The organism is Streptomyces sp. NPDC089799, from assembly GCF_040684755.1.
In the GTDB taxonomy this organism is placed as follows: Bacteria; Actinomycetota; Actinomycetes; order Streptomycetales; family Streptomycetaceae; genus Streptomyces.
In genome coordinates, this window is the sequence record NZ_JBFBGR010000038.1 from 1 (window position 1) to 24,118 (window position 24,118).

21 protein-coding genes are annotated in these 24,118 nt (G+C 72.7%); 10 read left to right on the plus strand and 11 right to left on the minus strand.

The window, feature by feature from the left end; all coding sequences use genetic code 11:
• From AB0O36_RS30795 to AB0O36_RS30810, 4 genes are all read left to right on the plus strand, one after another.
• Positions 1 to 276 (plus strand): DEAD/DEAH box helicase (locus AB0O36_RS30795; RefSeq protein ID WP_365115855.1); only part of this gene is annotated, 276 nt, incomplete at its 5' end.
• On the plus strand, positions 273 to 1,610 hold the full coding sequence (locus AB0O36_RS30800; RefSeq protein ID WP_365115857.1) for an SWF or SNF family helicase: 1,338 nt from the start codon (positions 273 to 275) through the stop codon (positions 1,608 to 1,610). The genes AB0O36_RS30795 and AB0O36_RS30800, both read left to right, overlap by 4 nt.
• Before the next feature lie 209 nt (positions 1,611 to 1,819).
• Positions 1,820 to 3,148 (plus strand): GAF domain-containing protein, encoded by a 1,329-nt coding sequence (locus tag AB0O36_RS30805; protein ID WP_365115859.1) that lies wholly within the window; start codon positions 1,820 to 1,822, stop codon positions 3,146 to 3,148.
• A gap of 56 nt (positions 3,149 to 3,204) precedes the next feature.
• The gene (locus tag AB0O36_RS30810) at positions 3,205 to 4,728 is read left to right on the plus strand and encodes an aldehyde dehydrogenase family protein (protein WP_365115861.1); all 1,524 of its coding nucleotides are present in this window, start codon (positions 3,205 to 3,207) and stop codon (positions 4,726 to 4,728) included.
• Positions 4,729 to 4,895: 167 nt separating this feature from the next.
• Here the strand turns inward: AB0O36_RS30810 and AB0O36_RS30815 are convergent, their stop codons facing one another.
• From AB0O36_RS30815 to AB0O36_RS30860, 10 genes are all read right to left on the minus strand, one after another.
• Complete coding sequence (locus AB0O36_RS30815) at positions 4,896 to 6,305, minus strand: ATP-binding cassette domain-containing protein (RefSeq protein ID WP_365115862.1); 1,410 nt, start codon at positions 6,303 to 6,305, stop codon at positions 4,896 to 4,898.
• On the minus strand, positions 6,302 to 7,117 hold the full coding sequence (locus AB0O36_RS30820) for an ABC transporter permease subunit (RefSeq protein WP_365115863.1): 816 nt from the start codon (positions 7,115 to 7,117) through the stop codon (positions 6,302 to 6,304). Before AB0O36_RS30820 ends, AB0O36_RS30815 begins: the two co-directional genes overlap by 4 nt.
• The gene (locus AB0O36_RS30825; RefSeq protein WP_365115864.1) at positions 7,114 to 8,061 is read right to left on the minus strand and encodes an ABC transporter permease; all 948 of its coding nucleotides are present in this window, start codon (positions 8,059 to 8,061) and stop codon (positions 7,114 to 7,116) included. The genes AB0O36_RS30820 and AB0O36_RS30825 overlap by 4 nt, the downstream gene beginning before the upstream one ends.
• Positions 8,058 to 9,632, minus strand: a complete 1,575-nt coding sequence (locus AB0O36_RS30830) for an ABC transporter substrate-binding protein (protein WP_365115866.1) — start codon at positions 9,630 to 9,632, stop codon at positions 8,058 to 8,060. Before AB0O36_RS30830 ends, AB0O36_RS30825 begins: the two co-directional genes overlap by 4 nt.
• Positions 9,629 to 10,453, minus strand: a complete 825-nt coding sequence (locus AB0O36_RS30835; protein WP_365115868.1) for a class I SAM-dependent methyltransferase — start codon at positions 10,451 to 10,453, stop codon at positions 9,629 to 9,631. The genes AB0O36_RS30830 and AB0O36_RS30835 overlap by 4 nt, the downstream gene beginning before the upstream one ends.
• Positions 10,450 to 11,790 carry an MFS transporter gene (locus tag AB0O36_RS30840; RefSeq protein ID WP_365115870.1) on the minus strand — a complete coding sequence of 447 codons (1,341 nt, stop codon included), beginning with the start codon at positions 11,788 to 11,790 and terminating at the stop codon, positions 10,450 to 10,452. The genes AB0O36_RS30835 and AB0O36_RS30840 overlap by 4 nt, the downstream gene beginning before the upstream one ends.
• A complete protein-coding gene (locus AB0O36_RS30845; protein ID WP_365115872.1) occupies positions 11,787 to 12,851 on the minus strand; it encodes a dipeptide epimerase in 1,065 nt (354 codons plus the stop codon). Before AB0O36_RS30845 ends, AB0O36_RS30840 begins: the two co-directional genes overlap by 4 nt.
• Positions 12,848 to 13,963, minus strand: coding sequence for a pyridoxal-phosphate dependent enzyme (locus AB0O36_RS30850; RefSeq protein WP_365115874.1), 1,116 nt, complete (start codon positions 13,961 to 13,963; stop codon positions 12,848 to 12,850). Before AB0O36_RS30850 ends, AB0O36_RS30845 begins: the two co-directional genes overlap by 4 nt.
• Entirely contained in the window at positions 13,960 to 14,754 is a 795-nt protein-coding gene (locus AB0O36_RS30855) for a DUF364 domain-containing protein (RefSeq protein ID WP_365115945.1), read from the minus strand. Before AB0O36_RS30855 ends, AB0O36_RS30850 begins: the two co-directional genes overlap by 4 nt.
• Before the next feature lie 89 nt (positions 14,755 to 14,843).
• Complete coding sequence (locus AB0O36_RS30860; RefSeq protein ID WP_365115875.1) at positions 14,844 to 16,115, minus strand: ATP-grasp domain-containing protein; 1,272 nt, start codon at positions 16,113 to 16,115, stop codon at positions 14,844 to 14,846.
• A gap of 136 nt (positions 16,116 to 16,251) precedes the next feature.
• On the opposite strand from AB0O36_RS30860, the gene AB0O36_RS30865 reads away from it, so the two are divergent.
• Entirely contained in the window at positions 16,252 to 16,860 is a 609-nt protein-coding gene (locus AB0O36_RS30865; protein ID WP_365115946.1) for a GNAT family N-acetyltransferase, read from the plus strand.
• Positions 16,861 to 16,966: 106 nt separating this feature from the next.
• On the opposite strand, the gene AB0O36_RS30870 is transcribed toward AB0O36_RS30865, so the two are convergent.
• Entirely contained in the window at positions 16,967 to 18,106 is a 1,140-nt protein-coding gene (locus tag AB0O36_RS30870) for a helix-turn-helix domain-containing protein (RefSeq protein WP_365115877.1), read from the minus strand.
• Between the two features lie 86 nt (positions 18,107 to 18,192).
• Here AB0O36_RS30870 and AB0O36_RS30875 point away from each other — a divergent pair, with 86 nt between their 5' ends.
• The 5 genes from AB0O36_RS30875 (at position 18,193) to AB0O36_RS30895 (ending at position 24,027) form a co-directional block, all read left to right on the plus strand.
• Positions 18,193 to 19,248, plus strand: a complete 1,056-nt coding sequence (locus tag AB0O36_RS30875; RefSeq protein ID WP_365115879.1) for a ferredoxin reductase — start codon at positions 18,193 to 18,195, stop codon at positions 19,246 to 19,248.
• A gap of 7 nt (positions 19,249 to 19,255) precedes the next feature.
• A complete protein-coding gene (locus tag AB0O36_RS30880) occupies positions 19,256 to 20,374 on the plus strand; it encodes an acyl-CoA desaturase (protein WP_365115881.1) in 1,119 nt (372 codons plus the stop codon).
• Between the two features lie 202 nt (positions 20,375 to 20,576).
• Entirely contained in the window at positions 20,577 to 21,854 is a 1,278-nt protein-coding gene (locus tag AB0O36_RS30885; protein ID WP_365115883.1) for a tetratricopeptide repeat protein, read from the plus strand.
• Positions 21,851 to 22,915 (plus strand): tetratricopeptide repeat protein, encoded by a 1,065-nt coding sequence (locus AB0O36_RS30890; RefSeq protein ID WP_365115885.1) that lies wholly within the window; start codon positions 21,851 to 21,853, stop codon positions 22,913 to 22,915. Before AB0O36_RS30885 ends, AB0O36_RS30890 begins: the two co-directional genes overlap by 4 nt.
• Positions 22,912 to 24,027: a tetratricopeptide repeat protein gene (locus tag AB0O36_RS30895; protein ID WP_365115887.1), complete on the plus strand. Its 1,116-nt coding sequence runs from the start codon at positions 22,912 to 22,914 to the stop codon at positions 24,025 to 24,027. The genes AB0O36_RS30890 and AB0O36_RS30895 overlap by 4 nt, the downstream gene beginning before the upstream one ends.
• The last annotated feature ends 91 nt before the right edge of the window (positions 24,028 to 24,118 follow it).

Here is a 24,118-nt window from a genome sequence, read left to right on the forward strand (position 1 = left end):
GCCACCGACCGCGCCTACCGCATCGGCCAGACCCAGCCCGTCCAGGTCCACCGCATCATCGCCGAAGGCACCGTCGAAGACCGCATCGCCGAACTGCTCGAAACGAAACGTGCGCTGGCCGACGCCGTACTGACGGGTGGTGAGGGCGCACTGACCGAACTGACCGATGCCCAGCTGGCGGACCTCGTCGCGCTGCGGCCTGCAACGACCATGGCGGCGGTGACGACGACGACGGCGTCGACGGGTGCCGAAGGAGACGGGGGGACGGCCCGATGACCGCTCACGAGAAGGTCTTCCCGGCCCTGCCGGCCGCGTCCGGGCGCGGCTTCGCCCGCACCTGGTGGGGGCACGCCTGGCTGCGTTCCCTGGAGGACAGCGCGCTGGACGGGGAGCAGCTCAAGCAGGGCCGCCGGTACGCGCGTTCCGGGGCGGTCGGCGCCGTGTCGGTGCGCCCGGGGCGGCTCACGGCGGTGGTCCGGGACGGGGGCGGCACCGCGCACCGGACCGATGTGCTGGTACAGGAGTTCGGCGGGGCGGACTGGAACCGGCTGCTGGACGTGGCGGCGGCCGAGTCGGGGCACATCGCGGCCCTGCTCGACCGGGAGATGCCGCCGGAGCTCGTGGAGGACGCGGCGGCCGCCGGGGTGGACCTGCTGCCCGGCATCGGGGATCTCGACCCGAGCTGCGACTGCGGGGAGTGGGACCACTGTGGGCACACGGCGGCGCTCTGCTACCAGGTGGCGCGGTTGCTGGACCAGGACCCGTTCGTGCTGCTGCTGTTGCGCGGCCTGGCGGAGCCGGAGGTCCTGGCGCAGCTGGAGAAGCGCAGTGCGGCCGGGCCGGCGGCGCACGGGACGCCCGACGGTGCGGCCGACGGAGCCGCTGACGGGACTGCCGGCGGAACGACGGACAGGGCGGCAGACGGTCGGTCGGGCGATACGGTCGCGGCGGAGGCGGTCTTCGCCGCCGGGCGGGTCGTGGCGCCCCTGCCTGCGCTTCCGGCCCTTCCCGACGGGCCGGGGCAGCCGCCGGCCCTGGACACCGGGTCCGAGCCGGACCCGGAACTGCTCGACGTGACCGGGGTGGAGCTGCTGGCGCAGGCCGCGGCGGGTGAGGCGTACCGGCTGCTGGCGGAGGCACTCACGGCCGCCGGCCCTTCGGGCACCGGTGCCGGTCCCGACTCCGCGCTGTCGCCCGCCCAGGACGCCGTCCGGCTGGCCGCGGGGACCCGGGAAGCACGGGTACGGGCCCGCCTGGCGCGGGCTTCGGGCCGCGACCGGGCCGACCTGGACCTCGCGGTACGGGCCTGGAGCCTCGGCGGCGCCCCCGCTCTGGCCGCGTTGGAGGAGGACTGGACCCCGGACCGGCGCACCCTGGCCCGGGCCGCGGCGTCGCTGGCCGCTGCGGAGGCCCCGGCCGGCCTCCACCGGGTCCGGGCGCGCTGGACCCTGCCCGGCGGGGAGGAGCAGCTGCGGCTGGGCCGGGAGGGCCGCTGGTGGCCGTACCGCAGGGAGGACGGCCGGTGGGTCCCCGCGGGGCCGGCCGGCCCTGACCCGTCCTCGGCACTCGCGGCGTCGGCGGGGTGGAGCGGCGGGCCCCACACCGGGTAAGCCGTCACGCATGCGGAATCCGGTCGGGGACGACCACCCCCGTCCGCGCCCTCGTCCCCGGCCGGGTTCGGCCCTCGTCCCCGGCCGGGTCCGGCCCGTTCGGCTCCGTACCACCGCCGCCGGTTTCGCCGTACTCCCCACCGGGGAGGAGCGTGCGGGCGGCCGGCCCGGGCGGCGACGGACCCGGGCGGCGGGGCGGGAGGCCGGACATGGACGATCCCTCGGTGGCACTGCCGGGCGGCGCGGATCCCGCGGAGCGGTCGCGGGTGCTGCGCCGCGCGCACGCCGCGTTCACGGCGGAGGGCCGGGTCGAGGAACCGGTCCGGCCGGTGATCGCGAAGTCCTGGCGCCGGTGCGCCAGGGCACGGGTCAGCCCGGAGTCCACCGGCCTGGCCGACCGGCCGGAGAGCGACCTGCACGGCTACCGGGACCAGCACCCGCTGGTCCGGGTGATGCCGGTCGTCCGGGAACTGGTCGGCACCTTCGCCGCCCACGAACGCCACCTGCTGGCGGTGTGCGACACGGCGGGGAGCCTGATGTGGGTCGAGGGCGACCCGGGCACCCTGCGGCGCGCCGAGCGGCTCGGCTTCGTCCCCGGCGCACGCTGGGCGGAGAACGTGATGGGCACCAACGCGCCCGGCACCGCGGTGGCCGTGGGCGGGCCCGTCCAGGTGTTCGGGCCGGAGCACTTCAGCCGCAACGCCCACCCCTGGACCTGCGCGGCGGCTCCCGTCCGCGACCCGCACACCGGCCGGCTGCTCGGCGCGGTCGACATCACCGGCGGCCACGGGCTGGCCCACCCGCACTCGCTGGCCTTCGTCCAGGCCGTGGCCCGGGCCGCGGAGTACCGGCTGGCGCAGCTGGAGCCGGCGCCGTCCGGGGACGCGCTGCACGCACTGGGCCGGGACGAGGCGGTGCTGGTGCGCGGCGGCGGCAGGGTCCGGCTGGGACGGCGGCACAGCGAGATAGCGGTGCTCCTGGCGCACCATCCCGAGGGCATGTCCGGGGACGAACTGCTGACCGCACTGTACGAGGACGGCTCCGCCTCCCCGGTGACGCTCCGGGCCGAGCTGTCGCGGCTGCGCGCCCTGCTGGGGCCGGAGTTCCTGCGGTCCCGGCCGTACCGCACAACCCTTCCCCTGGAGGCGGATTCCGCGTCGGTGCTGCGGCTGCTCGCGGCCGGTGCGACGTCGGCGGCGCTGACCCGCTGCCCGGGACCGCTGCTGCCGGCGTCCACCGCGCCGGGCATCGTACGGCTGCGCCGCCGCATCGAGGAACAGGCGCGGGCCGCCCTGCTGGCCCGTGGGGACGCGGGCCTGCTCGCGGACTGGGTGTGCACTCCGTGGGGCGCCGACGACGCCGAGGTCTGGCGGGCGCTCGCGGCGGCCCTGCCGCCGGCCGCCCGGCCTCCCGCCCTGGCCCGCGTACGGGCCCTGGACGCCGAACTCGGCCTGCCGGCACGGCACCCGCGGCCCGGGAGGCCCACGGCGCCCGCGGATCCGGGCCGTGCAACGTATCGGCAACCCGCCCGTCCCTAACCTCACCTGCGTGCGCGGCCCGACGGCGGGCCGCGCCCGGCAAGGGGAGGATCCTCATGGCCCGTTTCGCTGCGCCCGGCACCGAGGGCGCGCTCATGTCGTACGCGTCCCGGTACGGGCACTTCATCGGCGGCGAGTACGTCGACCCGCACCGCGGCCAGTGGTTCGCCAACCCCTCCCCGGTCACCGGCGAGGTGTTCACGGAGGTAGCCCGGGGCACTGCGGAGGACGTGGAACGGGCCCTGGACGCCGCGCACGCCGCCGCACCGGCCTGGGGCCGCACCCCGGCGGCCGAGCGGTCGACGGTCCTGCTGCGCATCGCGGACCGGATGGAGCAGCACCTGGAGGCCCTGGCGGTCGCCGAGACCTGGGAGAACGGCAAGCCGGTACGGGAGACCCTGGCGGCGGACCTGCCGCTGGCCATCGACCAGTTCCGCTACTTCGCGGGGGCGCTGCGGGCCCAGGAGGGCACGCTCAGCCAGGTGGACGACGACACCGTGGCGTACCACTTCCACGAGCCGCTCGGCGTGATCGGGGCGATCATCCCGTGGAACTTCCCGATCCTGATGGCGGTGTGGAAGCTGGCCCCGGCCCTGGCGGCCGGCAACACGGTGGTGCTCAAGCCCGCCGAACAGACCCCGGCCTCCGTGCACTTCTGGCTGAGCCTGGTGGCGGACCTGCTGCCGCCGGGCGTGGTGAACATCGTCAACGGCTTCGGCGAGGAGGCGGGCAAACCGCTGGCGTCCAGCCCCCGGGTGGCGAAGATCGCCTTCACCGGCGAGACCTCCACCGGCCGCCTGATCATGGGGTACGCGGCGGAGAACCTGAAGCCGGTGACGCTCGAACTCGGCGGCAAGAGCCCGAACCTCTTCTTCGACGACATCTGGTCGGTGGACGACGAGCTGCGCGACAAGGCCCTGGAGGGCTTCGCCATGTTCGCGCTGAACCAGGGCGAGGTGTGCACCTGTCCGTCGCGGGCGCTGATCGAGCGCGGCCGGTACGCCGACTTCCTCGACGCGGCGGTCGCCCGCACCGAACTGATCGTGCCGGGCCACCCGCTGGACACGGACACGATGATCGGCGCCCAGGCCTCCGAGGACCAGCTGAAGAAGATCCTCTCCTACCTGGAGATCGGGCAGCGGGAGGGCGCCAAGATCCTCACCGGCGGCGGTCGGCAGGAACTGGGCGGCGAACTGGCCGGCGGCTTCTACGTCCAGCCGACCATCTTCGAGGGCGACAACCGGATGCGCGTCTTCCAGGAGGAGATCTTCGGCCCGGTCGTGTCGGTCACCTCCTTCTCGGACTTCGAGGACGCGATCCGGATCGCCAACGACACCTCCTACGGCCTGGGCGCGGGCGTCTGGACCCGCGACATCAACACGGCCTACCGCGCGGGCCGCGCCATCCAGGCGGGCCGCGTCTGGACGAACTGCTACCACGCCTACCCGGCCCACGCCGCTTTCGGCGGCTACAAGCAGTCGGGCATCGGCCGCGAGACCCACAAGATGATGCTGGACCACTACCAGCAGACCAAAAACGTCCTGACGAGCTACTCCCCCAAGAGGCTCGGTCTGTTCTGAGCATGCCCCGCCTTGGCCGCTTGGGACCGGCCCGCACCACGAGCAGCCAGTTCGGCGAACTCCCATCGGTGCAGCTCCCGCCGACACGCCTGCACGGAAGTCGACGCCGCACGCGTGCCGGTCGGCCGGCCTCGGCCGCTTCCGGCCGGCCTCGGACGCCGAGTCGCCTACCCACAGCCGACGAGGCAGCCGGCATCGAGCAAGGCGGTTCGGTCGGCCAGCGCTCCGGCCGCCGCACGGTCGTGCGTGATGAACACCAGGCCGAGTGCGTTGCGTTCGCGGAGCCCGGCCAGGTGGGCGAGGATGGCGTCCCGGGTGGCGGAGTCGAGCCCGGAGGTGATCTCGTCGCACACCAGGACTCCGGGCTCGGCCAGGAGGGACCGGGCCAGAGCGGCCCGCTGGAGTTCGCCGCCGGACAGCGCGCCGGGCAGGCGCGTGACCAGGTCCTCGGCCAGCCCCAGCTCCTCCAGGGTGCTCACGGCGGCCCTGCGGGCGGTCTCCCGATCGGCGGCACGCAGTCGGACCGCCGTGCGGGCGACCTGGTCGAGGACCGGGCGGTGTTCGCCGAAGGAAGCCCTCGGGTCTTGGAACACGTATTGAACGGAGGCCAGTTCGGCGCGCGTGCGGGCGCGGAGGCTGCGCGGCAACGGGGCCCCGTCGAGCAGGACGGTCCCGTCGTACGCGGAGTGCAGCCCGGCCATGCACCGGCCCAAGGTGGTCTTGCCGCTGCCGGAACGGCCGACCACGGCCAGGCACTCCCCCGGGGCGACCGACACCGTGATGCCCTGCAGTACCGGGGTGGCTCCGCGCACGGTCCGGTGCCGTGCGGTCAGTTCCCGGACAGCGAGCCTGGTGCCGACCGGACGGGCGGCGGCGCTTCGCGGAGCGGGGAGCGCAGGTCGTGAGGGGGCGGGTAGCACCTCGTCCGCGGGCCCGTGGTCCACTACCCGGCCGACCCGCAGCACGACCGCCTCGTCGGCCAGTTGCCGCACGGCGTCCAGGTCGTGGCTGAGCAGTACGAGTGCAATGCCCTGTCGCGCAACCTCGGCCAGGGTCTCCACGACGCCCTGCTTGGTGGCCGGGTCCTGGCCGGTGGTGGGCTCGTCGGCGACGATCACCTGAGCGCCGAGGAGCAGGGCCTGCGCGATGACGACTCGCTGCTGCTGTCCGCCGGAAAGCTGGTGGGGGTAGCGGCGCAGCACCGTGTCGGGGTCGGAGAGCTGTGCCCGGCGCAGGGCGTGCTCGACGCGGTCGCGGATGTCGCGGCGGGAACCGCCCCCGCGTGCGGCGATGTCCCACAGGAGGGCTCCGGCGCGGCGGGCGGGGTTGAGTACGGCTGCGGGGTGCTGGGGTATGTAGCCGACGGCGCCGGGTCCCGGGGTCGTGATCCTCCCGTCGACCCGGGCCCCGGGCGGGAACTCGCCCAGCAGGGCGCGCCCCGTGGTGGTCTTCCCGCTGCCGGAGGGGCCGACGAGGGCCGTCACCCGGCCGGGCCGGACTACGAGGCTCACGCCGTCCACGAGCGTGCTGCCGTCCACCCGCACGCGCAGGCCGTCCACTTCGGCGACCGGGTTCAAGGCCGGGCTCCTTTCCTCCCGGCCTCGGCCGGTGTGTGCAGGGCGGCGTCGAAGAGCAGGTTGGTGCCCATCGACAGGGCCGCGATGAGCAGGGCGGGCACCACGACGGCCCACGGCTGCAGGAACATCCCCGTGCGGTTGCGGTCCACCATGACCGCCCAGTCGGCGGCGTCCGGCTGGACGCCGACCCCGAGGAACGCGGCGGTGGCCACCAGGTAGAGGGCGCCGGTCAGCCGGATCCCGGCGTCGGCGGCGAGGGTGCGGCGCATGGAGCGGGCCACGTAGCCGAATGCCGTACGCCACCAGGACTCCCCTTGCATCCGCAGCGCCTCGACGGCGGGCCGGGCGGCTATCTCGGCTGCCGCCGCGTGCACCACGCGCGCGGCCTCCGGTACGGCGGCCAGCCCGACCAGGACTGCCAGTCCGGCCGGTCGCGGGGTGAGGGTCGCGGCCACCAGGAGCACCAGCAGCAGTGACGGGACGGCGATCAGTACGTCGAGGGGCCGCATGAGGACCTCCTCCAGCCAGGTGCGGCGGGTGAGCGCGGCGGTCAGCCCGAGCGGGACGGCAACGAGGTAGGCGAGGGCGGTGGCCGCGAGCGCCACGAGGACCACGGAGCGGCCTCCGAGCAGGACCTGCCGCCACACGTCCCGGCCGCTGAAGTCGGCGCCGAGCCAGTGCCCGGGGCTTGAGGCGAAGGAGACCGAGCGCGGCCCGGCCGGTCCTGCGAGCAGCGGTCCGAGCGCGGCCAGCAGCAGGGGCAGGGCGATGAGCCCGACGGCCGGGGCGTACCTGAGTGCATGGCGTTTCATGCGGCCGCCTCCCCGCGGGGGGCGAACCGGCGGGCGACGATGTCGGCGCCGAGGTTGGCCAGGACGGTGACCGTGCCGAAGACGACGGCCATGCCCTGGACGACGGGCACGTCCCGGGCGGCGACGGCGTCGATCAGGACGGTTCCCCATCCCGGAATGACGAAGAGGGCCTCGACGACGATGACGCCACTCAGCAGCCAGTCACATGTCCGGGCCAGCTGCTGGGCGGCCGGCGCGAGGGCGTTCGGCAGTGCATGGGTCCAGCGGACCCGCGCGCCACCGACGCCGTAGCGCAGGGCCTGGGCGACGTACGGGGAGGCCATCGCGTCGATCATCCCGGCGCGTACCAGGCGGCTGATGGTGCACACCGGGCGGGAGACCAGGACGAGAACGGGCAGGATCAGTACGGCCGGTTCGGTGAGCGGGTCGGCACCGACGGCGGTGGGCGGGAGCCAGCCCAGCCACAGTCCGAACAGGGTGGCGAGCAGCACGCCGAGGGCGAATTCGGGTACGGAGTGCACGGCCAGGGTCAGCGCGCTGAGGGTGCGGTCCAGCGGGCCGCCCTCACGGCGAGCGCAGAGCACACCGAGCCCGGCCGACAGCGGCAGCAGTACCGCGAGGGTGACGCAGGCGAGCAGCACGGTGGGCCCGAGTCCGTCGGCCAGGTAGCCGGAGACGGGCCGCCCGCTGACCAGGGAGGTGCCGAGGTCGCCCCGGACGAGTCCGGCGGTCCAGTCCAGGAAGCGTTCGGTGGCGGACCGGTCGAGGTCCAGGGCCGCGCGGATGCGGGCGATGCGCTCGGGGTCGGGCTGGTCGCCGGCCAGGGCGACGGCCGCGTCCCCCGGCAGGGCCTCGGTGAGGACGAAGACGAACAGGACGACGGCCGCCGTCTGCCCGAGTCCGAGGAGCAGGCGGCGGCCGGTCCAGGCGAGGTGGCCCGTCACGAGAGCCAGAGCTTGTCGAAGCGGGCCCAGTCGAGCGTGTTGGCAGGGGCCTTGGCGGACACCCCGTGCACGGTGGGGGCGGTGGCGACGATCCAGTCGGCGAAGCCCCAGATCAGGAAGCCGCCTTCGTCGTACAGGCGGCGCTGCATCCGCTCGTAGAGGGCCGCCCGTTCCTTCTCGTCGCGGGTGGACTGGGCCTGCTGGTAGAGGTCGTCGAAGTCCTTCTGCTGCCACTTGGTGGCGTTGGTGGTGGATCCGGTGAGCAGGCGCTGTGAGATGTGGGACTCGATGGGCATGGACCCGGACCGGTAGGAGGCGAGGGTGCCGTTGTCGAGGATGTCCTTCCAGTACGTGTCCTTGTTGCCGACCTCGACCTCGACGGTGACCCCGGCTTTGGCCGCCTGCTCCTTGAAGATGCCGGCGGCCTCGACGAAGCCGGTGGCGGCGGGGGCGGTGTCGAGGGTGACCTTGAGGTTCTCGGCGCCGGCCTCCTTGAGGAGGGCACGGGCCCGGTCGAGGTCCTGGGTACGCTGCGGCAGGTTGGAGGCGTAGTACTGGTAGCCCTTTCCGAAGAGGTCATTGCCGATTTCTCCGGCGCCGGAGAGGGCGCCGTCGACGAGTTCCTTGCGGTCGGCGATGAGGAAGAAGGCCTGGCGGACGCGCTTGTCGTTGAACGGCGGCCGGTCGGTCTTCATCACGAAGCCCTGCATGGAGCTGCCGGGCAGCCGGACGATCTCGATCTTCCCCTTGCCCTCGTGGGTGCGGGCGGTGGCTGGGCTGAGCTCGTGGGCGTACTGGACCTGGCCGCCGAGCAGGGCGCTCGTACGCGCCGACTCCTCGGTGGCGACGACGAACTCGACCTCGTCAAGGTGCGGCGCGCCCTCCCAATACGCGTCGTTGCGCTTGACGACCAGCGACTTGCCGGGGGTGAAGGAGGCGAAGGTGAAGGGGCCGGAGCCAACGGGCTTGTCGAAGGACGTGGTGTCCTTGGGGACGATGTAGGCGCCGAACGCAGCCATGACGTTGGGGAATTCGGCGTAGGGGCGCTTGAGCTTGAACTCGACCGTGGACGCGTCGAGGGCGCGGCTGGCGGCGAGGTCGATGGGCTCCAGGGATGCCTTGGCCCGGAAGGTCCCCTTGGGGTCGGCGATCCGGCGGTAGCTGTAGAGGACGTCCTCGGCGGTGACCGGACGGCCGTCGTGGAAGGCGGCCTTGCGCAGGGTGATCTTCCAGGTGTCGAGGGCCTCGTTGGGCTCCCAGCGCTCGGCGAGCCGCGGCACCGGCGCGAGGTCGGCACCGAAGTCGGCGAGCTTGTCGTAGAGGGCCTTGGCGCGGGCGGCGTCCACGAACAGGTTGGCGGCGTGCGGGTCTAGGGTCTCGTTCGCCCCGCCACCCGCGAAGGCGGCGCGCAGCGTGCCGCCTCGCTTGGGGGTGCCAGCTTCGGCAGCGTTCTTGGAGTCGGCGGTCTTGCCGGTATCGCCGGAACATCCGGCGGTGAGAGCGAGGGCGGCGGCGGTGGCGGTGGCGAGGAGGAAGCCTCGGCGGGCGAGGCCGGAGCGGTGGTTGTTCACGGTCTGGTGTCTCCGTTGCTGTACTGGGGGTGGTTCTGGGGACTGAGCCGGGCGACGAGGTGCAGGCGGTCGGAACTCGTGGTCCCGTGCGGGGAGTCGCCTTCGCTCCACGGCGGCTCGGTGCGCGGCCCGGGGCCGTCGTACAGGTCGAGGACCTCGAAGCCGGCGGTGGTGAGGAAGTACCGGAGTTCCTGGGGGAACAGCAGCCGCCAAGCGGAGTGCTGCTCCTGCGGCGGGGTGCCGTCGTCGGCGGTCCAGGCGCGGTGGCGGCGCAGGAGTTGGGCGCCGTGGTCGATCCACAGGGTGGTGTGGGAGGTATGGGTGGTGCCGCGCCAGTCGAAGGAGGCGGTGCGCGGGCCGTCGAGGAGTTCGGTGTTGCCGAGGAAGAAGGCGCCGTTGCGCATCTCCGCGATGAGCAGTCCGCCCGGGCTCAGGTGGCGGCGGACGGCGGCGAGGCAGGAGGCAAGGTCGTCGTTGGTGTGGCAGTAGAGGAGGGCGCTGTCCAGGCAGAGGACGGCGTCGAAGGTGCGGCCGAGGTCGAAGGCGCGCATGTCGGCGCGGTGGTAGTCCGGGCCGGGGTGCCGGCGGCGCGCGTGGGCGAGCATGGCCTCGGCGGTGTCGACGCCAGTGACCTGCCGTCCGGCCTGGCGATGGAGCCAGGCAGCGTCGCGGCCGGTGCCGCAGCCGAGGTCCAGGACCCGGGATCCCGCATCATGACGGCGCAGGGCGTCCTCGGCCCAGCGGGCGGCGAGGCGGTCGGGGTCGGGGAAGCGCTCTTCGTAGAGCTCGGGGTGGTCGGTGAGGAGGTTTCCGGTGCTCATCTGGTCTCGCTCAGGGGACGGGGATCGCTGTCCGGGGTGGCGGACGTCGCGTCCGGGGGTGGGCCCGGGTCCTCGGGGGCCGGGGAATCCGGGCCGGCGGATGCGGCTGGTGGGGCAGGAAGTCGGGGCAGGGCCCGGCGCCGGTGCAATAGGGACACGGCCGCCGCCGAGGTGAGACCGAGGGCCGTGCAGCAGGCGTAGGGAAGCCAGACCGGGCCGCCGTGCCTGGCGGCGTCCATGGCCCACCCGACCCCCGCACCGGTGGCCGCGGCGGCCACTCCGGACACGGCGTAGAACAGGCCGTAGAAGGTTCCGGTGAGCTCCGCACGGCCGAAGGAGGGGATGAGTTCCATGGCGAACGGCTGGGCGGTCATCAACCCGAGGTAGAGGGGCAGCACCCCGGCCAGGACCGGCAGCAACCGCAGCGGGTGCGTCCCCTCGGCTCCCGCGACCAGCATCGGCGGTATGAAGCCGAGCGCACTGACGGTGAGCCCGGCGGCGATCCACCGGCCGCGGCCGCCGCTCCGCGCGGCGAGCCTTCGGGTGAGGCGCAGCTGGAGCGAGAAATTAGCGAGGGTCCCAACGACGAAGATCAGTCCGACCGCCCCCGCCCAGCCGGTGGCCTGCCGCGCGGCATGCGGCAGCAGGAGGTAGAGCTGGCTCTCCATGCCGTACATGCCGACCATGGCCAGAGCGAAGGCCGCGAAGCGCCGGTTGCCTGCAACCTCCCGCCAGTCGCCGAACACGGAGCCGGTCGGAGCCGGCACTGCGCGGACGGGCAGCACGCTCGCCTGCGCGAGGGTGAGCAGCGCGAACACTCCCGCCGCGGTGAGCGCCGCAGCCCGGAAGCCGCTGAGCAGCAGCAGGCTGCCCACCAGCGGCCCGAGCAGTGCCCCGGCCGTGGCGAACACGTTGAACAGCGCGAACGCCTCGGCCTTGCGGTCGCCGGCCTCCTGGGCGACGTACGTGCGAACGGCCGGGTTGAACAGGGCACCGGCCAACCCGCTCAGCACCGACGCGGCGATCAGCACGGGCAGTGCGTCGCCCAGGGCGAACAGCGAGAAGCCGAGGGTGCGCAGGCCGCAGCCCGCGATGATCACGCCGCGGGCGCCGAGGCGGTCGGCCGCCGAGCCCCCGATCAGGAACAGCCCCTGCTGGCTGAGGTTGCGCAGGCCCAGGACCAGGCCGACCAAAGCCGCCGACAGTCCGAGGTCGTCGGTGAGGTGGGTGGCCAGGTACGGGATGAGCAGGTAGAAGCCCGTGTTGACGCCGAGCTGGTTGACCAACAGGAGCTGCACCGCCGACGGGAAACCGCGCACCGCTGCGAAGGTTCTCACCGCGCGGCTCCCACGGGTATCGCGGTACGGGGCAACACACCCAGGCCGCTGCGCCGGGCGGGACGTACGGTGCCGTCGGCACCGCCGATCCCCTCCCACGGGTCGTCGGCGAGGAGCAGGTGCCCGTCGAGGTCGACCCAGCGGGCCCGGTCGACCAAGTGGACCGCGGGCGCGATGCCGAGCGAACTGGCGGCGAGGCAACCGAGCATGAGATCGGTGCCGCTGCCGTCCAGCACGGCGTGGATGCGCAGCGCGGCCCGCACGCCCCCGCACTTGGCGAGCTTGACGTTGACCCCGTGCACGCGGCCCGCGAGGGCTGCGGCGTCCTCGTGGGAGACGGCGTCCTCGTCTGCGATCACCGGGACCGGGGAGGCAGCCGCCACACGGGCCAGGGCCTCGGGCCGGCCCGCCGCGACGGGCTGTTCCACGGCGGCGACGCCGAGTGCGGCGAACCGCGGCAGCAGTGCGCGGGCCTGCTCCTCGGTCCAGGCTCCGTTCGGGTCGAGCAGCAACTCCGCTGCCGGCGCCCCCTCACGGACCGCTTGAATGCGGGCAAGGTCCTCGGCCGGATCGGGGGATCCGGCCTTGACCTTCAGAACGGTGAATCCGGCCGCGGCGAGGGTGCCTGCCTGTTCGGCCGCCGCGTCGGGCGCGACGATGCCGATGGTGCGTGCCGTGGGTGCGGACGGCGGCAGCGGGCTGCCGAGGAGCTGGTGCACGGGCTCACCGGATCCTTTTCCGATGAGGTCCAGTACGGCGGCCTCGACCGCGGCGAGGACACCGGCCGGCAGGTCCGCGCCGACAGAGCCCGCGGGTGCCAGTTCGGCCCACGCGGTCTCGGGGTCCGGAAGTCGCTCGATCGCGGGGCGTAGTGCGCTCAGGTGGCGCAGGATGCGCTCGACGGGCAGCCCGAGGTACCGGCTGCTGACGGCCTCTCCCCAACCGCTCGGCCCGCCGTGTTCCAGGCAGACCCACACGGCGTCGCGTCCGGACATCACGGATCGGGAGATCCGCAGCGGCTGCGCCAGCTCCAGCGAGACGGTGTGCCAGGTGAGTCTCATGCGGCACCTCCGGGGGCCGGAACAGGGGCGCCAAGAGCTGCGCCCACGGGGTCGACGACGGTGCGGCAGCGGACCCAGCCGAACGCCTCGGCCGCGCGCGGGTGCGGGACCTCCAGCGGACGGGAGGCCACAGGGGTCGCGGTCAGTCCGTGGGCGAGGCAGAAGTCGTCGTCGTAGACGGTCCCCAGGTAGCGCTGCGGCCCGTCGGGAAAGATGGTGGCGACGACCGCGCCGGGCTCGGCGCGGGCGGCCCAGGCGGACACGAGGGCGACGGCGCCGGTGCTCCAGCCGCCGCTGACGAAGCTGCCGCGGGCGAGCCGGCGGCAGGCGTCCACGGCCTCGGCGGGGCCCACCCAGTGCACCTCGTCGAACACGCCGTGACGGACGTTGCGGGGGTGGATGCTGCTGCCGAGTCCGCGCATCAGGCGCGGCCGGGCGGGCTGTCCGAAGATGGCGGAGCCGACGGAGTCGACCCCGATGACCTTCAGCCGCGGCCAGCGGCGGCGCAGCGGGCCGACCAGTCCGGCGCTGTGTCCCCCGGTGCCCACGCTGCACACCAGGACGTCCAGGTGGTCCAGCTGTCCGATCAGTTCCGCGGCCATCGACCGGTATCCCGCCGGGTTGTCCGGGTTGTTGTACTGGTCGGGCCAGTACGCGTCCTCGGTGCGGGCCAGGACATCGTGCAGGCGGGTGATGCGGGCGGCCTGCCAGCCGCCCCGCGCGGCCGGACGGTCGACCAGCTCCAGCCGGGCGCCGTAGGTGTGCAGCAGCTGCCGCATCGAGGGCTCCAGTTCGGAGTCGCCGACGAGGATGACCGGGTGGCCGAGGGCCTGTCCGGCGAAGGCCAGCCCGATGCCCATGGTGCCGGAGGTGGACTCCACCACCGGAGCACCGGGGCGCAGTTCGCCGCGCCGTCGGGCGCCGGTCAGCATGGACATCGCCGCGCGGGCCTTCATACCGCCGGCGCCGAGGCATTCGAGCTTGGCCCAGAAACCGGGATGCGCATGGGGCAGGTCGGTCCGGATGCGGGCGACGGGCGTGCGCCCCAGCAGGGGCAGAAGATCGGGATTGGCGTCGGCGGTCGCCCTGCGCTCGGGCGGAGCGAGAGTCATGCACGTCCTCCGTAGCGGTGGATGGTTCCCGGCCCACCGTCGAGCCAGAAGAACGGGTACGGCTCGGCGGACACGGCGCTCACGCCGGCTCCCAGGAAGCGGGGCAGGACGGCGCTGCCCGTCTGGGCGAACATCACCAGGGGTTTCCCCGTCCCGTTGGCATGGTCGAGGAGGCCCTGGAACGTGTCGTTGCCGAGGGTCATGCCCGAGGCGAGGATCGCCCCGCAGCGTTCCAGGCCGTCGGCCGCGTCGGTCAGGACGGGCTCGCCCCACTCGGTGGTGCCGCCCTTGAGGTCGCACGGCAGGTAGTCCAGGCCGCGCGAACGCAGCTGCTCCAGGAGCGAGTTGACGACCCCGACCACCAGGACCGGGCCTCGTGCGCCGATCCGGATCGCGTCAGGGGCGGGCAGCAGGTCGAGGACGGCACGGGCCCGTGCCCGCGAACGGCTCAGCGAACTGCCGGCCGGCAGGCAATGGGGGCGGGCACCGTTCTCCGGCGCGTGCGGGCGCACGTGGGCCAGGTAGGCGTCGAGGGCCGCGATCCGTACCGGCAGCAAGGGGTGGCCGAGGAGATCGGCGACGGTGGCGCCCACGCAGTCGTCGAGGGCTCCGCCGGGCAGCGCCCCGGGCTCCACCGCGCAGGATCCGACCGCCGCGTCGAGGCGCAGGCTGAGCACCTCGTTGCGGTAGCCGCAGGCGCGGCCCTCGTGGCGGACGGCCTGGGCGGTGGTGAAGGCGAGCGAGATCCGCTCGCCGGCCGGGTCGGAGCCGTATGCCCCGGCACGGACCAGTTCGAAGAGGCGGCCGACGGTCCGGACGACAGGGTCTCCGTCAGGTACCGGGAGCCCGTCGCCTTCGAGCCCGTGCAGGGTGGGCAGGGTCACGCGGGCACCACCGCGGAGGACTCGTAACAGGGGCGCAGGTCGGCCAGCAGCCGTTCGGCGGCGTCGCGGGCACCGCCTCCCTCGGTGTCGGCGGTCATGACGTGGCCGAGGTACTCGTTGTTGCTGGTGGCGGCCCGGACGGTGCGGCCGGGCTCGGCGAGGCTGAGCTCCAGGACCTCGGGCCGGGTACCGACGTCCCCCGCCCCTTCGATGCCGGCGAGGGTGCCGACGGTGTCGGGCAGCAGGAAGGCGATGGCGGCGCTGCGCACACCGGTCGTTCGCCGTGCGAGGTCGGGCGTGCGACCAAGGGCCACGTCCACGCAAGCGGTTGCCAGGTCGACGCCCGTGACGTGGCGCACCAGTTCGGTGATGCGGTTGCCCGCCGGTCGGGGATTGACCTCGACCAGCCTGGGCCCGTCAGGTGTCAGCTTGATCTCGGTGTGGCACACCACCTGGTCCAGGCCCAGCGTCTTCACCGCCCGTAGCGCGACCTCGGCGGCCGCCGCGGCCAACGCTTCCTCGATGCCGGCCGGGAACATGTGGCCGGTCTCGATGAAGGCGGGCGCCCCGGCGATGCTCTTGTCGGTCACTCCGATGACGTGGGTGGCGCCGAAGGAGACGGTCTCGACGCTGACCTCGGGACCGACCAGCAGCTCTTCGAGCAGGATCACCGGGGCCCGCTCCTGTCCGCGGGCGTTGACCGGGAACTCGGCCAGGGCCTGGCAGGCGAGCTCCAGTTCGTGTTCGTCGTACACCGCGCGGACCAGCATGCCCGCACACAGGTCGACCGGCTTCACCACGAGCGGATAGCCGATCTCCCGAGCGGCGGCCGCCACCTCCCCGATGCCCTCGCAGATCGCGAACCGGGGCCCGGGGACACCGGCCTCGGCGAGTGCACGGCGCGTCAGGTCCTTGCGGCACGCGGCCTCGACGGCCTCCGGGGCGGGCCCGGGCAGGCCGAGCCGCCGGGCGGTGTGCGCGACGGCCGGCAGGTAGTAGTCACAGGAAGAGACCACCCCGTCGAAGCCGAGGACCGCGTGCAGGCCCTCCAGCCGCTCCAGGAGGGCGGCCGTGTCGTTGGTGTCCGCCGTGATGACGTTGCGGGCCGTGAGCAACGGGTGCGGCCCCTCGCCGGCCGGGGCCGAGCGCAGGTAGTGGTGCAGGTCACGGGTGACGAACGTGAACTCGTGCCCCTCTTCACGGATCGCCCTGGGCAGCAGCCTGCTCATCGACCCCACCCAGCTTTCGATCACCAGCAGATGTCCCACCGGACTTCCTCCCAGACTGCCGTCGGTTCCGTGCGACGCAGACGTTATAGGAAATCGTTTTCATTTCCAACAGGGTGGTTTTCCGGTAGCGTGCGGATCCCCGGAGCAGGAGAGGCGTAGGGCAATGGCAGAGCTGATGCGAGGTCAGAGGGTCGGTCCGTACACGGTTCGGCATGCGAGGAACGAGGACGTGACCGGTGCGCGGAGCGTCATGCTGGACACCTTCTACCGGGAGTTCGACTACGGGTACGTGCCGGAATGGCACCCCGACGTCGTCGACCTTGAGGGCACGTACCTGCTGCATCCGCGACACGCTCTCGTCGTGGCCGTACACGACGACGGTCAGGTGGTCGGCACCACCGCGCTCACCTCACGCGGCCCCGCACACCCGCCGCATCCGCAGAGCCTCGTCGCGCGCTACCCCTCGGACCGGACGGCCCAACTGCTGCGCGTGTACGTGCGCCCCGAGCACCGACGGCACGGCCTGGCCCGCCTGATGGTGCACACCGCCTGCGCGTTCGCCGCGTCCGTACCGGGCTACGAGCGCATCTACCTGCACACCAACGTGGACATCCCCGGCGCGGAGGGGTTCTGGCGCAGCATGGCCACCGAGGTCTTCGACGCCCGCCCCACCGGCGAGCACGGCGGATACGGAACCGTCCACTTCGAGATGCCGCTGCAGGCGCATGGATCGGGTCCGCGGCCGGGCACCGGGCTGGGCCGGGAGCCGGCCGGGGCCATGTGACCCGTCGCCCCCCGCACACGCTGCTTCGGGAGGCCATGAGCAGTCGGGCATCGGCCGCGGGACCCACAAGATGATGCCGGAGCACTACCAGCGGACGAAGGACGCGTCAGCCGACCCGAAGACCGACCGCCAGCGTCAGCTCGAGGACCCGGTGTGGCGATGCGAGATCCGGAAACAGCTCCCGCAGCTGCGACATCCGGTACCGGACGGTCTGGGGATGGACGAACAACGCCGCCGCCACCTCGTCCCGCCTGCCCTGGTGCAGCAGCCACGCCCGCAACGTCTCCTCCAGCCGCCGCGCGGTCGCGACGGACAAGGTCCGCAACGGTGCGAGGGCTCGGGCACGCAGGTCTGCGAACGCGTCCACGTCGGCACTCAGCACCAGCTCGGGCAGGTGGTCCTCGGTGTCGCGGATGTCGGAGGAGAGGGAGCGCGCACGTGCGGCTCGTGCGTACGAGGCGGACGCGCGCGTCCATGGCCGGGCCGGGCCGACCACGGCGGTGCGGTCGGCCAGCTGCCGCAAGAGGTGCGGCCGGTCGGCATCGGGGACGAGCAGCACACCGAAGGCGTCCGGCAGATCGTCGAGGACAAGGGTGCCCGGGTCGAGCACGCGGTAGGCGGGCCGGGCATGGGCGGCGGGCAGCAGGACCGCGGTCAGCGAAACCGGAGGCTGCCACCCGGCCCGCTGGACAGAGGCCAGCAGAACGTCCGGGCTCGCGCCGGCGAGGAGGTCGCGGGCCAGGTGTTCCAGGTGGCGCTCGTGCTCCCGGCCCCGGGCGGCCAGTTCGTCGGCGTGACCCGCGGCGCTCGCGGCGGAGAGCTCGTCGATGTAGGCGAAGGTCAGCTCGGCGAACTTGGCGACCTCGGCGGCGGGCAGACCTGCGGGTACGGCACCGGCTGCCAGGCATCGCCAGGCCACGCGTGCGCCGACGCGGTAGGCGCTGAGCAGGGCGTCCATCGAACGGCCGTCGCGCACCTCGCCGCGGCCCAGCTCGTAGGCGGCGTCACCGGCGTCACCGCCTGTGGCATTCCCGCTCGCGAGGTCCAGATAGTGCCCCAGGGCGGTGCGGACGGCTCGCCGGATGGTGACGCCCATGCGGCCCGAAAGGGCGTTGGCGTAGGGAGGGACCTCGTCGATGATCGCCTGGACGACCTCGTCGGCGGTGGTCCTCAGTGCGGCCCGAAGTGCGGTGACCGTCGTCTCATCCAGAGACAGGTCGGTGACTCTCCGGATTGGGTGGCTCATTTTTTATTCCCTGTGAACAATTCAGCCGAGCAAATTCACGTCCTACGGTCAGGACTTTACGCCTTGACGCAGATCAAGCTGGAGTCATGACGAGTGCAGCCCTCCGCAGTGGGGCGTGGAAACTGCTGGAGATGGTCACGACGCCGCTGCTGCCGTCGGACTACCTCGACCTGGTCAGCCCGCTGCGTGCGGGCGCTGACCTGCGTGGGCGCATCGAGGCCGTGCACCCCGAGACGGGTGACGCCGCGACCATCGTGATCAGGCCGGGACGGGGCTGGCGCGGTCACACGGCCGGCCAGTACGTGCGGATCGGGGTCGACGTCGACGGGAGGCGCCTGTGGCGTGCCTACTCCCTCACCTCGCCGACCGACCGCCGGGACGGCCGGGTCACGATCACCGTGAAGGCGATCCCGGGCGGCAAGGTCAGCAACCACCTGGTCCGCAGCGCGAAACCGGGCACGCTGGTCCAGCTCGACCAGGCGACCGGTGACTTCGTGCTGCCGGAGACCAAGCCCGCCAAGGTGCTCTACCTGACGGCAGGCAGCGGCATCACGCCTGTGATGGGCATGCTGCGTGACATCGAGTTCGACGACGTCGTCATGGTCCACTGCGCGCCACGGCCGCAGGACGTGATCTTCCGCGACGAACTGCACGACCTGGTGGCAGACAAGAAGCTGCTGCTCACCGAGGTGCACACCGACACGGACGGCATGCTCGACATCGCCCGTCTCGACGAACTCGTGCCCGACTGGGCCGAGCGCGAGACCTGGGCCTGCGGGCCCGCGGGCCTGCTCGACGCCGCCGAAGAGCTCTGGCGCGAACACGGCGTCCAAGAGCGCCTGCACACCGAACGCTTCCGCCCCGGCATCGTCGTCGCCGGTGACGGCGGCGAGGTCACGTTCAGCGCCACCGGCAAGACCGTCGACGCGGACGGCGCCACGCCGTTGCTGGACGTCGGCGAGGAGGCCGGCGTGCTCATGCCGTCCGGGTGCCGCATGGGCATCTGCTTCGGCTGCGTCACGCCGCTCAAGGCCGGCGCCGTCCGCGACCTGCGCACCGGCGAGATCACCGAGGCCGAGCCGGGCGTCCTCATCCAGACCTGCGTGTCCGCCGCGGCGGGCCCCTGCGACATCGAACGGTAGGAGCACCTTGACCGCCATCGACCCCACCGCCCACCTGACCGCGGAGCAGATCGAGGAGCTCGGCCGCGAGCTGGACGCGATCCGCGATGAGGTGATCGCCAGCCGTGGGGAAAGGGACGCCGCCTACATCCGCAAGGTCATCTCGGCTCAGCGCAAGCTCGAGCTGGTCAGCAGGGGCGTACTGCTGTTCTCCTTCTTCCCGCCCGCGTGGCTGATCGGCACCGCCGGGCTGTCCGTGGCGAAGATCATGGACAACATGGAGATCGGCCACAACATCCTGCACGGCCAGTGGGACTGGATGCGGGACCCGAAGATCCACTCCACCACCTGGGAATGGGATCACGTCTCGCCGGCCGACCAGTGGAAGCACTCGCACAACGAGCTGCACCACACGTACACCAACGTGATCGGCAAGGACAACGACCTCGGCTACGGCATCATGCGCGTCGACGAGGACCAGAAGTGGCACCCGTTCCACCTCGGCCAGCCGCTGTGGAACTTCATCAACGCCTGCTTCTTTGAGTACGGCATCGCAGCGTACGACCTGGAGCTCGGCAGGAACCTGCACAAGCGCCGCCGCAAGAACCCGGAGTTCCGCGCGCGGGCCAAGGCCGTGGGCCGCAAGATCCGCAAGCAGGTGCTCAAGGACTACGTGATCCACCCGCTGCTGTCGGGCCCGTCGTTCCTCACCACCCTCGCCGCCACGTTCACCGCGAACCTCGTCCGCAACCTCTGGTCCCACTCGGTGATCATGTGCGGGCACTTCCCCGAGGGCGTGCAGGTCTTCGAGCGCCGGTCGATCAAGGGCGAGACTCGCGGCGAGTGGTACCTGCGCCAGATGATGGGCTCGGCGAACATCAGCGGCAGCAGGGCCATGCACTTCATGACCGGCAACCTGTCGCACCAGATCGAGCACCACCTGTTCCCGGACCTGCCGAGCAACCGGTACGCCGAGGTCGCGGTGAAGGTCCGCGCGCTGTTCGAAAAGTACGAGCTGGAGTACGTCACCGGGCCGCTGCCCAAGCAGGTGTTCTCCGCGTGGCGCAAGGTCTTCCGGCTCTCGCTGCCGAACAAGAAGCCCAAGGTCAAAACGCCGGACCGCGAGCAGGAGCTCGTCGCCGCCTGATTCCCGGTATCGGTGCAGATCTTTCGGCCGTACCGGCGGCACCGCCGGGTCGATGGACATGTCCGGTGCTGCCGGGCCGGAGCCGGCCCGCACCGGCAGGTCACCCACAGCCGCTGTCGCCGGAACGACGTGCTCCCCGTGCCCGTGGCTCTCGACCCCACCCAGTGGACGAGAGCCACGGGCCTCTTTCTACGCTGACCCCATGTCCGACGAGTCACCCCTCATCCGAAGCCTGCGGGCCGCCGTGGCCGCGGCTCCCGAAGACGTGCCCCTGCGGCTGCACTTCGCCGAACTGCTCCTCGCAGAGGGGAGGCACGACGAGGCCGTCGCGCAAGCCGCGGTCGCGCTGCAGCACGCGCCGGGCGACGCGGCCGTACGGGACCTGATGGTCCGCGCCATGCAACTGCCCACGGCCGGCACCCGGTCCCCCGCCTTCGACTGGGCCGCCGCCGAGCAGGAGGTCGCCCACGTCGTCGGCCCCCGCTTCGCCCCCGACCCCGTCGCCCCCGTCGATCCCGCCGACCCCGCCGTCGCGGGTGACGCCACCGAGGCCCCCCTGACCTCGGACGGCAGCGGCGACCCTGCCGATGCGTTGGCCTGGGACGTCGACGCCCCCGGCGACGTACGCCTCGCCGACGTCGGCGGCATGCAGCAGGTCAAGGACCGGCTCGAAGCCGCCTTCCTCACCCCGATGCGCAACCCCGAACTCCGCAGGCTGTACGGCAAGTCGCTGCGCGGCGGCCTGCTCCTCTACGGCCCGCCCGGCTGCGGGAAGACGTTCATCGCGCGGGCCGTCGCCGGTGAGCTCGGTGCCGGCTTCATGTCGGTCTCGCTCTCCGACATCCTCGACATGTACATCGGCACGTCGGAGAAGAACGTCCACGACATCTTCGAGGCCGCCCGCCGCCAGGCCCCCTGCGTGGTCTTCCTCGACGAGCTGGACGCGCTCGGCGCCAAGCGCTCGCGTACGCACCACAGCGGTCTGCGCAATGTCGTCAATCAGCTCCTCACCGAGCTCGACGGCATCGACGCCGCACAGAACGAGGGCGTCTTCGTGCTCGCGGCGACCAACGTCCCCTGGGACGTGGACCTCGCCCTGCGCCGCCCCGGCCGCCTGGACCGCACCCTGCTCGTGCTGCCGCCCGACGCCCCGGCCCGGGAGTCGATCCTCCGCTACCACCTGCGCGAACGCCCCATCGAGTCCGTCGACCTCGGCAAGATCGTCAAGGTCACCGAAGACTTCTCGGGCGCCGATCTCGCCCATGTCTGCGAGAGCGCGGCCGAGTACGCGCTCCTGGACTCCGCCCGTTCCGGCACCGTACGCATGATCGGCACCAAGGACCTCCTGAACGCCGCCAAGCAGATCAAGCCGTCCAGCGAATCCTGGTTCGCCTCCGCCCGCAACGTCGCCATGTTCGCCAACGACGGCGGTACGTACGACGACCTGGTCGCCTATCTGAAGAAGAAGCGCAAGCTGTGAGTGGAACAACCCTGCACCCGCGGGTCGAACAGGCCATCGAGCTCTACGACATGAATCGGTACGAGGAGGGCCTCGCCCTCCTCGACCGGCGTCTCGCCGAGGCACCCGAGGACCACCATGCGTGGACCTCGCGCGCCCGCTGCCTCGCCGGTCTCCGCCGCTACGAGGAGGGGCTCGACGCCGCCGACCAGGCGCTGAAGCTCGAACCCGAGCTCGCCGACGGGCACTTCATGCGCGGCTTCGCCCTGCGCAGGATGCGCCGGCTGCCCGAGGCAGAGCAGGCGCAGCGCGAGGCCATCCGCCTCGCGCCGGAACGCTGGGGCCCGCGTACCGAGCGCGCCGAGATGCTGATCTTCGTGGGGACGAAGGAGGAGGCGCTCCAGGAGGCGCAGGAGGCCGTACGGCTCGGCCCCGACATCGTCGACACGTGGCACACCATGTACAAGGTCGCCGCGTTCAACAGCCGCTCCGACCTGGTGGAGGAGTCCATCCGGCAGCTCCTGCGCATCGACCCGACCGACGGGCTCGCCGTCAGCCTGGTCGCCGAGCGCGAGGCCCGCAAGCCCGGCACGTCCGCCGCCCGGGCCGCCGACCTCTACGCCGGCGCGCTCGCCGTCGTCCCCGACTCCGAGGCGCTCCGCTCCGACCTCGACAAGGCCGTCTACCGGATGCTGCGCGGCACCCGCTGGCTCGCCCTGCTCTGTCTGGTCATGGCCGCCGTCACCGTCGACGTCTTCCCCACGGGGGGCGAGGCGAAGGAACTGCCCGTTCCTCTCGGCACCCGGCTGTGGGCGCTGGCCCTGATGGCCGTGGTGTGGGGCTTCGGAGCCTGGCGCCGCTACCGGCGGCTGCGCACCGGGGCACAGCTCTCCGTGTTCGCGCTCGTGCGCCGCTCGTTCTGGCCCAAGGTCGTGCTCGGCCAGGCCACCTGGGCCACGCTGTGCGCGCTGCTGCTCGTGGCCCTTCCGTGGAGCGAGCGCACCGTCCCTCAGGTCCTCTTCTGGCTGGCACTCGTGCCGAACCTGCTCAGCATCACCCACGACCGGAACAGAGTCCGATGAGCCGGGCCCTGCAACAGGCCGACGCCCTCTTCGACCTGGGGCGCTATGCGCAGGCCGCCGCACTCGCCGCCCGGCACCTCGCCGGCGACCCCGACGACGCCACCGCACTCGTGCTGCTCGCCCGCTGCCGGCACCGCCTCGGGGACGCACAGCAGGCGCTCCCCGCCGTCGAACAGGCCCTGCACGTCGCGCCCGAGTCGGTGACCGCCTGGCTGACGCACGCCCACGTCCTGCTCGCCCTGAAGAGGTACGAGCAGGCCGAGGGCTCCGCCCGGCGCGCCGTCGAACTGGCCCCGCAGCACTGGGGGAGCCACTACACCCTCGGCACCGTCCTCGACGGCGCCGTCGAAGACGGCGCCGTCCGCCACCGCGCCTTCCGCCGCCGCGCCGTCCTCGCGAAACACAGGCGGGCCGCACACGAGTCGGCCCGCACGGCCGCCGCCCTCGCCCCCGAGGAGAGCGACGCGCACTTCCTCGTCGGCCTGACCGCCCACCGCACCGGCAACCACCGCGTCGCCCGGCATGCCTACGAGACGGCGCTGCGCCTCGACCCGGACAGCAGCGCGGCCCACAACAACCTCTCCCTGCTGCATCTGCGTCACGGCTGGTTCCGTCGCGGCTCGTGGGCACGGGCCGCCGAGGGCTTCGTCCAGGCCGCCGCCCTCGACCTGAACGACCGCCAGGCCCGCCACAACCTGGAGATCATGGCCTGGGGAACCGTCGTGGGCTCCCGCTGGGTGGCCCTCGCGGGAATGATCGCGGTGGCGGTCGGGTCCGCCCACCTGCGGGCGGGCGCCTCCGGCAGCGACGCCCTCGTCACGTACCTGGTGTGCGCGGCCGTGCTCGTCGGCAGCTGGGGAGGCTGGCTGCTGTGGCAGGCCCGGCGGGTCCCGCCCCACCTGCGCCGCCCCCTCCTGTTGGTGTCGCGCGGCTGCCGGCAGGTCCTCGGAATGGCGTTCGCCATCGCGCTGCTCATCGTCCATTCGTCCTTGGCGCTGGTGCTGTGGCACAGCGCCCTGTTCGGCGCCCTCGCGATCCCGCTGTTCTTCTTCGCGCTCGTCATGTCCGTGGCCGGCCGCACCGCCCTGCGGCAGCGCGCGCCGAAGCCGTAGCGGGGAGGAAGGCAGCACCTGCGCGGTGGGCACAGGACCCGTACCGAAGAGGAAACGCGCCCGGTCACACCGCAGCGTGCACCGTGGGGTT

What these genes read in the sequence shown, in the direction of transcription:
- AB0O36_RS30800 (WP_365115857.1), top strand. Translation starts at nt 273, where the DNA reads ATGACCGCTCACGAGAAGGTCTTCCCGGCCCTGCCGGCCGCGTCCGGG.
- AB0O36_RS30805 (WP_365115859.1), top strand. Translation starts at nt 1,820, where the DNA reads ATGGACGATCCCTCGGTGGCACTGCCGGGCGGCGCGGATCCCGCGGAG.
- AB0O36_RS30810 (WP_365115861.1), top strand. Translation starts at nt 3,205, where the DNA reads ATGGCCCGTTTCGCTGCGCCCGGCACCGAGGGCGCGCTCATGTCGTAC.
- AB0O36_RS30820 (WP_365115863.1), bottom strand. Translation starts at nt 7,117, where the DNA reads ATGAAACGCCATGCACTCAGGTACGCCCCGGCCGTCGGGCTCATCGCC.
- AB0O36_RS30835 (WP_365115868.1), bottom strand. Translation starts at nt 10,453, where the DNA reads ATGAGCACCGGAAACCTCCTCACCGACCACCCCGAGCTCTACGAAGAG.
- AB0O36_RS30845 (WP_365115872.1), bottom strand. Translation starts at nt 12,851, where the DNA reads ATGAGACTCACCTGGCACACCGTCTCGCTGGAGCTGGCGCAGCCGCTG.
- AB0O36_RS30850 (WP_365115874.1), bottom strand. Translation starts at nt 13,963, where the DNA reads ATGACTCTCGCTCCGCCCGAGCGCAGGGCGACCGCCGACGCCAATCCC.
- AB0O36_RS30865 (WP_365115946.1), top strand. Translation starts at nt 16,252, where the DNA reads ATGCGAGGTCAGAGGGTCGGTCCGTACACGGTTCGGCATGCGAGGAAC.
- AB0O36_RS30870 (WP_365115877.1), bottom strand. Translation starts at nt 18,106, where the DNA reads ATGAGCCACCCAATCCGGAGAGTCACCGACCTGTCTCTGGATGAGACG.
- AB0O36_RS30875 (WP_365115879.1), top strand. Translation starts at nt 18,193, where the DNA reads ATGACGAGTGCAGCCCTCCGCAGTGGGGCGTGGAAACTGCTGGAGATG.
- AB0O36_RS30885 (WP_365115883.1), top strand. Translation starts at nt 20,577, where the DNA reads ATGTCCGACGAGTCACCCCTCATCCGAAGCCTGCGGGCCGCCGTGGCC.
- AB0O36_RS30895 (WP_365115887.1), top strand. Translation starts at nt 22,912, where the DNA reads ATGAGCCGGGCCCTGCAACAGGCCGACGCCCTCTTCGACCTGGGGCGC.